General features: G+C 32.4%; 9 protein-coding genes. 4 read left to right on the top strand and 5 right to left on the bottom strand.

The genetic code is table 11. The features are described from left to right. Together PHC28_RS01770 and PHC28_RS01765 are read left to right on the top strand one after the other, a co-directional pair. The coding region (locus tag PHC28_RS01770) for a T9SS type B sorting domain-containing protein (RefSeq protein WP_300096134.1) at positions 1–2,906 on the top strand (2,906 nt) is incomplete at its 5' end. Between the two features lie 306 nt (positions 2,907–3,212). After that, positions 3,213–3,443 (top strand): VF530 family protein, encoded by a 231-nt coding sequence (locus tag PHC28_RS01765; protein ID WP_300096131.1) that lies wholly within the window; start codon positions 3,213–3,215, stop codon positions 3,441–3,443. Here the strand turns inward: PHC28_RS01765 and PHC28_RS01760 are convergent. The 3 genes from PHC28_RS01760 to PHC28_RS01750 all read right to left on the bottom strand — a co-directional run bounded on the left by PHC28_RS01760 (position 3,440) and on the right by PHC28_RS01750 (position 5,531). Then, entirely contained in the window at positions 3,440–3,997 is a 558-nt protein-coding gene (locus tag PHC28_RS01760) for a DUF3575 domain-containing protein (protein WP_300096128.1), read from the bottom strand. The genes PHC28_RS01765 and PHC28_RS01760 overlap by 4 nt on opposite strands. Before the next feature lie 119 nt (positions 3,998–4,116). Next, positions 4,117–4,668, bottom strand: a complete 552-nt coding sequence (locus PHC28_RS01755; RefSeq protein ID WP_300096125.1) for a GNAT family N-acetyltransferase — start codon at positions 4,666–4,668, stop codon at positions 4,117–4,119. An 11-nt stretch (positions 4,669–4,679) separates the two neighbouring features. Then, on the bottom strand, positions 4,680–5,531 hold the full coding sequence (locus PHC28_RS01750; RefSeq protein ID WP_300096122.1) for an aldose 1-epimerase family protein: 852 nt from the start codon (positions 5,529–5,531) through the stop codon (positions 4,680–4,682). Positions 5,532–5,704: 173 nt separating this feature from the next. On the opposite strand from PHC28_RS01750, the gene PHC28_RS01745 reads away from it, so the two are divergent. Beyond that, positions 5,705–7,969 (top strand): M1 family metallopeptidase, encoded by a 2,265-nt coding sequence (locus tag PHC28_RS01745; RefSeq protein ID WP_300096119.1) that lies wholly within the window; start codon positions 5,705–5,707, stop codon positions 7,967–7,969. Between the two features lie 62 nt (positions 7,970–8,031). On the opposite strand, the gene rho is transcribed toward PHC28_RS01745, so the two are convergent. Then, on the bottom strand, positions 8,032–9,789 hold the full coding sequence (gene rho / locus PHC28_RS01740; RefSeq protein ID WP_300096116.1) for a transcription termination factor Rho: 1,758 nt from the start codon (positions 9,787–9,789) through the stop codon (positions 8,032–8,034). Positions 9,790–9,970: 181 nt separating this feature from the next. On the opposite strand from rho, the gene PHC28_RS01735 reads away from it, so the two are divergent. Then, complete coding sequence (locus tag PHC28_RS01735) at positions 9,971–10,384, top strand: DUF4293 domain-containing protein (protein WP_300096114.1); 414 nt, start codon at positions 9,971–9,973, stop codon at positions 10,382–10,384. Between the two features lie 132 nt (positions 10,385–10,516). On the opposite strand, the gene PHC28_RS01730 is transcribed toward PHC28_RS01735, so the two are convergent. Then, positions 10,517–11,011, bottom strand: coding sequence for a metallophosphoesterase family protein (locus PHC28_RS01730; protein ID WP_300096139.1), 495 nt, complete (start codon positions 11,009–11,011; stop codon positions 10,517–10,519). Between the last annotated feature and the right edge of the window lie 11 nt (positions 11,012–11,022).

Below are 11,022 nucleotides of genomic sequence, written 5' to 3'. Positions count from 1 at the left end.
TTACTTCTTATGATTCTTTTCAATGGTATAAAAATGATACCGAAATTACGGGAGCTACAAATAGTGAATATACACCAACTGAACCTGGATATTACCAAGTAAGAGGAAGTATTTCAGGTTGTCTCAGTAATGTTTTTTCGGATAAAATACCAGTTAGCAGCTGTCCAACTGATATTGATAATGACAATATTTGTGATAACATTGACATAGATAATGACAATGACGGAATCACAAATTGTACAGAATCCTACGGCAACCAAAACATCGATATTTCAAATTTAAATGCAGGAAATGTTGCTGTTGACAATTATTCAAATTCATTTACAGGAATGGTTTCTACTTCAACAAATGCAAGCTTAATTCCCTTTACAGGAAGTGCCGATGGTAGTTTTATTTCTGAAGTTCCTGCTGGAAAAGAAAATAGTGTTACTTATACATTAAACTTTTTACAACCAATGAGTGTTGGAATTGAATATGTTCCTATCGCAAACCCAACTGATTTGATAAATGCTGACGCTGAATATATCGTAAACTCAGATATTGATAAAACCATAACAGTAATCAATCCTGACAATCAACTCTTAATTGACACCAATTATGATGGCATTTATGAAAGTGGAATAACAGAGTTTTCGTCATTTGAAATCCGATTTAGATTAAATAGCTCGATTCCATTAGCAGCAGGATCTGGGACTTTCAAACTCCTAACTTATTTATCCAATTCAATCCGTTTTACTCATAAAAATTTATCCGATGACAATGCAAATAAATCAACTCTAAAGTTTTTTGCAACTTGTGTGCCAAAAGATTCTGATAGTGATGGAATTGCAGACCAATTAGACAGTGACAGTGACAATGACGGAATTCCAGACACAATTGAAGCTCAAGCAAACTCAACTGTGACATTATCAAATATTGATTCAAATAAAGACGGATTAGACAACAACTTCGAACCCGGATTTTCGCCCATTGATACTGACAATGATGGAATTTTTGATTATTTAGATTTAGACAGCGATAATGACGGAATTTTAGATTCAGTAGAAACTGGAATCGATACCGATGCTGATGGAATTCGAAATTATCGTGATTTAGATAGCGACAATGATTTATGTTCAGATGTTGTTGAAGCTGGATTTTTAGATCCAAATAGCGATGGTTTTTTAGGAGATAATCCAATAGTAGTTGATGCAAATGGAATTGTTACAAGTGGAATTGGTTATTCAAGTCCAAATAATAATTATTTAATTTCAGCTCTAATTGTAATAACAACGCAACCCAATGCCATTCCAACTTGCGAATTGGAAAACACAACAATTTCAGTTGCTGACAACGGTGGAAATACTTATCAATGGCAACTTTTTACTGGTGGAAATTGGACTGATATTGTAGATAACACAACTTATTCAGGAACAACAACAAATACTTTAGCCATTACAACTTTGACAAATGCAATGAATGGTAATCAATATCGCGTTCAGCTAAATAAAGTAGGAAATTCTTGTGGCTTACTTTCTGCTGAAACTACTCTAGTTGTACATACTCTGCCTGTTGTAAATGACATAACCATCATTCAATGTGACGATAATTTAGATGCCATAACCTCTTTCAATCTAACAGTAAAAAATGATGTGATTTCAACTAATTCTGCCAATGAAACTTTTACTTATTACACTTCTTTGGCTGGAGCCAATACTGAAAATCCGGCAGAATTAATTTCAAATCCATTAGCTTTTGTAAATACCACGCCAAGCACAATGCCAGTTTGGTCAAGAATTGAAAATACCAACGGATGTTTCAGCGTAGCAGAAATAACTTTACAAGTTTTGGCTACCCAAATTCCTTCAACTTTTAAAATTCAAATTCCCCCAGTTTGTGATGATTATTTAGATGCAATAAATGACGACAGAGATGGAATTAGTAATTTCGACTTTAGCAGTGTCTCAAATGACATCCTTAATTTGTTGCCATCAGGAAATTACAGCATAACTTATTATAGAAATCAGGCAGATGCTTTGGCAGAACTCAATGTTATTCCAGATATTTCTAATTATAGAAACATTGGTTATCCCAACTCGCAACAAATTTGGGTTCGTGTTGACAGTGATATTGACAATTCCTGTTATGGTTTGGGCCCTTTTGTCGAATTAAAAGTTGAAGTGTTACCCAATATCAATTTGAATTCAAATGGAAGTGAAGATGAATATGTATGCACCAATCTTCCCAACTTATTTGTAAAACTCAACGCTGGAATTCAAGATGGAACATCTGAAGATAATTACACTTATGTTTGGACAAAAGATGGAATTGTAATACCAAATACAAGCCCAACATTAGATACAAATTCAGCAGGAATTTATACTGTTGAAGTATTTAATTCTTCGGGTTGTAGCAGAATTCGAACCATAAAAGTTAACCCTTCAGACGAAGCTCACATTGAAAATATTGCAATTATTGATTTGACTGATGTAAACACAGTAACGATAAATGTAACCGGAACTGGCGCATATGTCTATAATTTAGACGATAGAAATGGTTATTACCAAGAATCTAATTTCTTTGATGATGTTTCAGCCGGAATTCACGATGTATTCATCAAAGACAAAAATGGTTGCGGCATAATCCCAACAAAAATTGCAGTAATAGGTGTTCCAAAATTCTTTACACCAAATAATGATGGGTACAACGATTATTGGAATATAAAAGGAGTGAATGCTAATTTTAATGAAAATTCCATTATTTATATTTTTGACAGATACGGAAAATTACTTAAACAATTATCTCCATCAAGTCAAGGTTGGGACGGAAATTTTAATGGTAAATATTTACCAGCTGACGACTATTGGTACACCGTGAAATTAGAAGATGGAAGAGAAGCAAAAGGTCATTTTACTTTGAAAAGATAGATTAGCTAATTTTAATAAAAACAAAAAAACTAAGTAATAGCTAAAATTTAATGTCGTATTTTAATGAATTCCTTTGCCACAGATTTGCTTCGCCTGTTCGTTATCACTCGGGTCACAGATTAGCACAGATTAATTCGTTAATTAGCTTAAAAATCTTTTTAATCCTTCTAATCGGTGGCAAAAACTCTTTTTAATAATTGCGACATTATATCTTTCTCGTTACTTACTATTGGCACTGCCCCCAAAAAGTTAGACAAATTTATGCTTCCGAATAGCGTATGCGCATAAAATTTATAAATTTACAGAATGGAAAAGCAACAATCAAAAGACCCACTTCACGGAATGACTCTACAAAGAATTTTAGAACAACTTGTAGATTATTACGGTTTTGAAACTCTTAGCGAATTGATAAAAATTAAATGTTTTACAGATAATCCAAGTATAAAATCGAGTTTAACTTTTTTAAGAAAAACTGAATGGGCAAGAAAAAAGGTCGAAGAATTGTATGTTAGAACAATTCCTGAATTTAAAGTTTAATTTAATCGGTACGAAACCATAACACCGCCTCTATAAGGCAACCAATCACCACTCATATTCCAATGTTTGGCTTTTTCATATCTGCCTGGAGTTCCGTCATTATAGTAACCATGATAGTATCCTTGATGCCAACCACCTCCAACAAAGAAATCTAACATAAATCTATCTTTTAGTTTTTTCTCGTATCCAATAGTTCCACCAAATTTGTATCCAAAACCATCTTCGTACTTATTAGAACCCCAATAATTCCATTTTTGAAGCATATATCGGTCAGCTCCGGCATGTCCCCCAAAATAAAAGCCATTGTATTTTTCATTAAAATGATAGCGTACTTCTGCAATTAAAGAATAAAATTCCATTGGATGATGTCCCTTAAATGATTTCCAAAAAGAGCCCATAACGTCAGCTTGAAAAGTGATTTTTTTTCCGATACTAGTTTCTATTCCAATATTTGGAACAAGTACCAAAGCTGTTACCGCATTACCTTTTATATAAGTTTGGGCTTGAGAAAATACTGAAAACAAGAGAATAGTTATAATAAGTAATTTTTTCATAAAATATATTTTTAAATTATTTTTCTAAAATGCAGTAATATCGGCGGCAAATATAAAGCTATTGGCAGTTTAAAATTTTAATTTGTATATTAAATTACTATTATAAACAAAAATTAAAATTAGCCATTATTCAAAATCGAATAAATGACGGTATCTAAAAATCGCCCTTCATAATATTCATTTTCTTTTAAATGAGCTTCTTTTACAAAACCATTTTTTTGTAAAACTTTCGCAGATGCAAAATTTTCAGGATCAATAATGGCTTCAATTGAATGCAATTTCATCACTTCGAAACCATATTTCACAACTTCATCTATTGCTTCAGTAATAATACCTTTTCCGTGAAATTCAGGATTCAAAATATAACCAATTTCTGCTCTGAAATGCTCAGGTTTAATTCTGTAATGACCAATAATTCCTATCAATTTTGGACTATTTTTTAATGTAATTGCCCAATTAATTCCTTCGTTATTTTCTATTTTTTCGTCAATCATTGTAATATGCCCAAGAGCATCTTCCTTAGTTTTTGCCAATGGTCTAGGAATGTATTTCATTGTTTGCTTGTTCGATCGAAGTTCGAAAATTTCATTTACATCCTCTTTTACAATGCGTCTTAAACTCAACCTTTCGGTTTCAAGATTGGGAAATGGAGTAAAATTAATAGTTATCATTTTTATACGAATTAAAGGATTTCTATACTAAATTTTGCTTTGAAAATTTCGTTTGTTTCTAATATTTGAATACCTTCTTTCTCAAAAAGATTTCCTGAACTTTCTTCCGTGTCCGAATATCCAAACCAAGGTTCAATACAAAGAAAAGGCGCATTACTTTTTGTCCAAATCCCTAAATTAGGAAAATCTTCAAAGTTTACCTTTACTATTGGATTTGAATTTTCTAAAATAGTTATTGTATTAGATTGCAATGATTTAAAAATTAAAGCGTCATTTTCAAAATGTTCATAATTTAAAAGCAACGTTTTATTTTCGAGTTCAAGTTTCTTTGTTTTATTTGAAATCAAATCATTTTCCAAAAGGAAATATTCTAAAGATTCCTCTTTTTCAAATTCAAGTGAATAATCTTGAAAATTTTCTGGCAAAGCAAATGCAGGATGAGCTCCTATAGAAAAGGGCATTTGAGAATCTCCATTATTAATGACTTTATATTCAATATTCAATCTATTTTCCTCAAGAGTATAAATGATTTGCAATTCAAAATCAAATGGAAATACTTTCTTAGTTTCTTCAGTTGATAGTAATGAAAACGTTACACTATTTTCAGATTTTTCAACCTCTTCAAACTGTATATCCCTAGCAAAACCGTGTCTAGACAAATGATATTCAACACTATTATAACGATAGAAATTGTTTTTTAATGTGCCCACAATTGGAAACAAAACAGGAGAATGTTTCCCCCAAAAATTAGGGTTTCCTTCCCAAATATATTCCTTTTTGTTACTATCTGTTACCGAAAAAAGTTCGGCTCCAAGTTGATTTATTTGGGCAGTTAAATACGAATTTGAAATTGTTGTAGTCAAAATTATTGCTTGTTATGTTGTTATAAACTTAATGGTGTAAATATATTTCATAAATTTAATTTTGAATAATAAAAGGATGCTAATTGTATAATTGATAAAATTTTGTCAAAATTGCAAATTTATATTCAGTCTTATTTTTATTTTTCATTAATTTGCTGTAGAAAATTAAAAAAATGAGAAATAATCGTTTCAAAGTCATACTTCAACTGACTTTATTATTCGGAATTTCGACCGTTTGGTCTCAACAAATTCCCGCTTCTACAGCAAATAAACAAATTTCAAATTATGATTATCATGCTGCTTTTGCACCATTCTTTTATTCGAAAGATGGAACAACTACACGTTCTGCTAGTGGTCAACCAGGTCCTGAATATTGGCAAAACAGAGCTGATTATCTACTAACGGCAAAATTAGATGATGCAAAGAATGAAATTTCAGGAACAAGCACAATAACTTATACCAACAATAGCCCTGATAAAATGTCTTTTGTTTGGATGTATTTGGACCAAAATTTATTTAAATCTGATTCTCGCGGAAATGCCGTGATTCCCATTTCTGGAAGTCGTAATGGTGCTCAAGGTCAAATTTTTGATGGAGGCGATAAAATTAAATCAGTCAAAATTGTCACTACAAGCAAAGGAAAAACCACAGAAACTGATGCTAAATATAGCATTAATGATACTAGAATGCAGGTTTTTCTTCCTCAGGATTTAAAATCTAAAGGAGGAATTGTCAAAATTAAAATTGAATATTCTTTTATTTCTCCTAACGAAGGTTCCGACAGAATGGGAATTTTGGAAACAAAAAATGGTAAAATTTTTACCATTGCACAATGGTATCCAAGAATGTGTGTGTATGACGACATAAGAGGATGGAATACAAATCCTTATTTAGGAGCTTCTGAATTTTACTTAGAATATGGTGATTTTGATGTAAATATCACTGTCCCTTCTAATCAAGTTGTAGTTTGTTCGGGCGAATTAGTAAATTCACAAGAAGTGCTTAATTCTGAGCAACAAAAACGTTTTGCTGCGGCTTCTCAAAGTGATAAAACAGTCCTAATTCGTTCTGCTGAAGAAGTTGCTGCAACAGCAAATACACTTTCTAAATCTTCAAAAACTTGGCATTATAAAATAAAAAATGCTCGTGATGTTGCATGGGCATCGTCAGCAGCTTTTATCTGGGATGCTGCAAGAATTAATTTGCCAAGTGGAAAAAAATCGATGGCCATTTCTGCTTATCCAGTTGAAAGTGTTGGAAATGACGCTTGGTCTCGTTCGACAGAATATACCAAATTTTCAATTGAAAATTATTCAAAAAGATGGTTCGAATATTCCTATCCTGCAGCAACAAATGTAGCTGGAATTGTTGGCGGAATGGAATATCCTGGAATTGTTTTTTGTGATTCTAAGGATAAAAATGGCGATTTATGGGGAGTTACAGACCATGAGTTTGGTCACAATTGGTTTCCTATGGTTGTTGGTTCAAACGAACGTTTATATGGATGGATGGATGAAGGATTCAACACTTTTATCAATACTTTAAGCTCAGTTGATTTTAATAACGGTGAATACAAAGACAACCCTGAAGACTTGCATGAGGCAACAAAAAAATATACTGATCCAAATCTTGAAACCATTATGAGTTCCCCAGACAATATGAAGGAAGTTAGTATTGGTCCTTTGTGTTATTCAAAACCAAGTGCTGGATTAGTAATGTTGCGTGAACAGATTTTAGGACCAGAACGTTTCGATTTAGCTTTCCGAACTTATGTTGACCGTTGGGCATACAAACACCCTGCTCCAGATGATTTTTTTAGAACTATCGAAAATGTTTCAGGTGAGGATTTAAGTTGGTTTTGGAGAGGTTGGTTTGTTAATAATTGGCAATTAGATCAAGGTATCAATTCAATAAAATATGTAGATAACAACCCTAAATCAGGTGTCTATATTACAATCGAAAACTTCGAAAAAATGGCAATGCCAGTAGTATTGGATATAAAAACAAAAAGCGGCAAAGTTTCACGTGTTAAATTGCCAGTAGAAATTTGGCAAAGAAACAAAGAATGGTCATTTAAATATGATTCAACCGAAGAAATTGAAAGTATTATAATTGACCCAGACCACGTGATGCCTGACAGCAACGATAGCAACGATAGCTGGACTTCAGCAACAGGAATTATTGAAAAAGATGTAAACTTAGATGGCTATTTAGGTACTTTCTCTAACAAAAATGCTCCAATAAAAATTGTTTTTACAAAAAAACGAGGAGTAATTAATGTTGAAATAACAGATTATCCAAAATTCACAGTAGAACTTATTGCCAAAGATACTTTTGAATCTGAATTAGCAGGTCTAAAATTCGAATTCAATGAAGACAAAAGTGCTTTTAATATGATTTTAAATGATGGTCAAAAAATACCTTTTAGAAGAGACTAAATCAATCTTTTAGATATAAAAAAAAGTCCCAATGGGACTTTTTTTTATATCTAAAAGGAAAATTAATCATTCATCGAAATCAAAAATTCCTCATTATTCTTGGTTTTCTTAAAACGATCGTTGATAAAATCCATTGCTTCAATAGGATTCATATCCGAAAGGTATTTTCTCATAATCCACATTCTTTGCAATGTTTTTGCGTCTAATAACAAATCATCACGACGCGTACTTGAAGAAGTCAAATCGATAGCAGGAAAAATACGTTTGTTAGCAATTTTTCTGTCTAACTGTAATTCCATATTTCCAGTTCCTTTGAATTCTTCAAAGATAACTTCGTCCATTTTCGAACCTGTTTCTGTCAAGGCTGTAGCAATGATACTCAATGAACCACCGTTTTCCACATTTCTAGCTGCTCCAAAAAATCGTTTTGGTTTCTGCAAAGCATTGGCATCCACACCACCACTCAACACTTTACCAGATGCGGGTTGAACCGTATTGTAAGCTCTTGCCAAACGTGTAATAGAATCCAAAAGAATCACTACATCGTGACCACATTCGACTAAACGTTTTGCTTTTTCGAGAACAATATTGGCAATTTTTACGTGTTCTTGCGGTTCTCTATCAAAAGTCGAAGCGATTACTTCACCACGAACGCTTCGTTGCATATCAGTAACTTCCTCTGGACGTTCGTCTATCAATAAAACAATCAAATAAACCTCAGGATGATTCGCTGCAATGGTATTTGCAATGTCTTTTAATAACATTGTTTTACCTGTTTTTGGCTGTGCTACAATCATACCACGTTGACCTTTTCCAATTGGAGAAAACAAATCGATAATTCGAGTAGAAATAGTACTTTGTCTTTCGGCCAATTTAAATTTTTCGGATGGAAAAACAGGAGTCAAATGTTCGAAAGAAACTCGGTCGCGAACCACTTGCGGATCGTGTCCGTTTATTTTTAAAACGCGAACTAATGGAAAGAATTTCTCGCCTTCTTTTGGAGGACGAACCACTCCTTTTACTGTATCTCCAGTTTTAAGACCAAACAATCGAATTTGGGAAGTCGATAAATAAATATCATCTGGCGAAGCCAAATAATTATAATCTGAAGAACGAAGGAAACCATAACCATCAGGCATCATTTCAAGAACGCCTTCACTTTCTATAATTCCGTCAAATTCAAAATCTGAATCCCTAAAATTATTTTTCTTATTTTTGAAATTGGGATTTGCATTGCCATTCCCGTTTTGATTAGGATTTTGGTTTTGTTTATGTAGTTGGTTTGGATTTAATTTTTTAGCAGGAACAATCACTTCAGAATTATCACTGTTTTCGACAGTTGAAGATTCCTTATTATCTTTATTTTCATCGTTAATCTCTACTTCTTTAGACGCTTCCTTTGCCTCTTCTTTTTGCTTTTGCAAAGCCATCTTCTTTTCGTAAGCTGATTTGTTAAATTTAATAACCTTCCCTATTTTATTTTCAGGAGCTATTTCTTCAGTTGGATTTTCATTTTTTGCTTCTGGAATGTTTGTCTCTACAGCAATTTCTTCATCGGCAAAAAGAGAATTATTGGAGTTTTTCTGGATGGCGACTTTTTTGGGAGCTATAATTCGAGCTCTTTTAGGTTTTTCTTCTTCAACTTTAGCTTTAACCGTTTTGTTTTCTTGAGTAGATTCTATAGTTGCTGACTGAAGTTCTAAAATTTGGCCAATTAATGCCTCTTTTTTTACGCCTGCAAATTTTATTGTTTTAGCTGCTTTAGCTATTTCTTGAAGCTCAGAAAGCTTCATTTCTTTTAATACAGAAATGTCAAACATAAATGTTCTATGAGTTTAAATAATTTGGGAATACTATAAAAAGTGTGTAGTAAATTTTTGATTTTGAATTGACCGAAGAATGAAGTACTTACGATTTTGTTATGCAATATTACGAATATTTTTTAATCTACAATAGTATTTATTAAAAAGAAAATATATTTTTGTCAAACAATTTAAGATAATGCTTCAAAGAATTCAAACTATATATTTACTTCTTGCCTTTTTGGCAACTGGAATTTTACCTTTCATTTTCCCATTATGGACAATGAATGACGGTAAAGAATATCTATTTATGCAAAATCAAATCTATGTTATCCTTTTTGGTTTAAGCACAACTCTTACTTTATTAAGTATTATTTCCTTCAAAAAAAGACAAAATCAGTTTGTTATTGGCAGATTGAATATCGTATTAAATTTAATTTTATTAGGCTTGTTTGTATATCGCTCACTAAATTTATCTGGAGAAACACTAGCTGTTTCTGAGAAAGGTATTGGGATGTTTCTACCTATTGTTGCTATCGTATTATTAGTCTTAGCTAATAAAGCCATCAAAAAGGATGAAGATCTTGTAAAATCTGTGGACAGATTGAGATAATCCTATAATCTTAGTTTATTATTAGTGCGAAGGAAACCCGAATGTAACAATTCGGGTTTTTTTGTGGAGAAATTTTAGCCGCAGATTTAAAGTATTGACTAAATATAAATAATCAGCGAATCGGCGGTTACTTTACTTCTTTTCTATTTCTACAATTTCCAAATCTTTAATCTTATCACCATCAATTACGAAACGTAACATAGTTCTCATTTGGTGAAAACCACTTTTCCCAGCAGCTCCAGGATTCATGTGCAAGAGATTATTCTTCTTATCAAACATCACTTTTAGAATATGAGAATGACCACAAATGAATAATTTTGGAGGATTTGAAGCCATTTCAGCCTTAATATTCGGATTGTATTTTCCTGGATAACCACCAATATGTGTAATCCAAACAGTAACACCTTCACACATAAATCTATTATGCAATGGGAATTCCATTCGAGCTTTATCATCATCAATATTGCCGTAAACACCACGCAAAGTTTTGCTTTTTTTTATGGTGTCCGTCACAATTAAATTTCCAATATCACCCGCATGCCAGACTTCATCTGCTTGCACCACATATTTCATAATCGTATCATCAATATGACTATGAGTATCGGAAAGTAATAGAATTTTTTTCATTTTATAATTGC

Source organism: Flavobacterium sp., from assembly GCF_028712645.1.
Classification (GTDB): domain Bacteria; phylum Bacteroidota; class Bacteroidia; order Flavobacteriales; family Flavobacteriaceae; genus Flavobacterium.
Note: the sequence above shows the minus strand (reverse complement) of the source record. Positions and strands in the feature narration are given on the sequence as shown.

What these genes read in the sequence shown, in the direction of transcription:
- PHC28_RS01765 (WP_300096131.1), top strand. Translation starts at nt 3,213, where the DNA reads ATGGAAAAGCAACAATCAAAAGACCCACTTCACGGAATGACTCTACAA.
- PHC28_RS01760 (WP_300096128.1), bottom strand. Translation starts at nt 3,997, where the DNA reads ATGAAAAAATTACTTATTATAACTATTCTCTTGTTTTCAGTATTTTCT.
- PHC28_RS01755 (WP_300096125.1), bottom strand. Translation starts at nt 4,668, where the DNA reads ATGATAACTATTAATTTTACTCCATTTCCCAATCTTGAAACCGAAAGG.
- PHC28_RS01745 (WP_300096119.1), top strand. Translation starts at nt 5,705, where the DNA reads ATGAGAAATAATCGTTTCAAAGTCATACTTCAACTGACTTTATTATTC.
- rho (WP_300096116.1), bottom strand. Translation starts at nt 9,789, where the DNA reads ATGTTTGACATTTCTGTATTAAAAGAAATGAAGCTTTCTGAGCTTCAA.
- PHC28_RS01735 (WP_300096114.1), top strand. Translation starts at nt 9,971, where the DNA reads ATGCTTCAAAGAATTCAAACTATATATTTACTTCTTGCCTTTTTGGCA.
- PHC28_RS01730 (WP_300096139.1), bottom strand. Translation starts at nt 11,011, where the DNA reads ATGAAAAAAATTCTATTACTTTCCGATACTCATAGTCATATTGATGAT.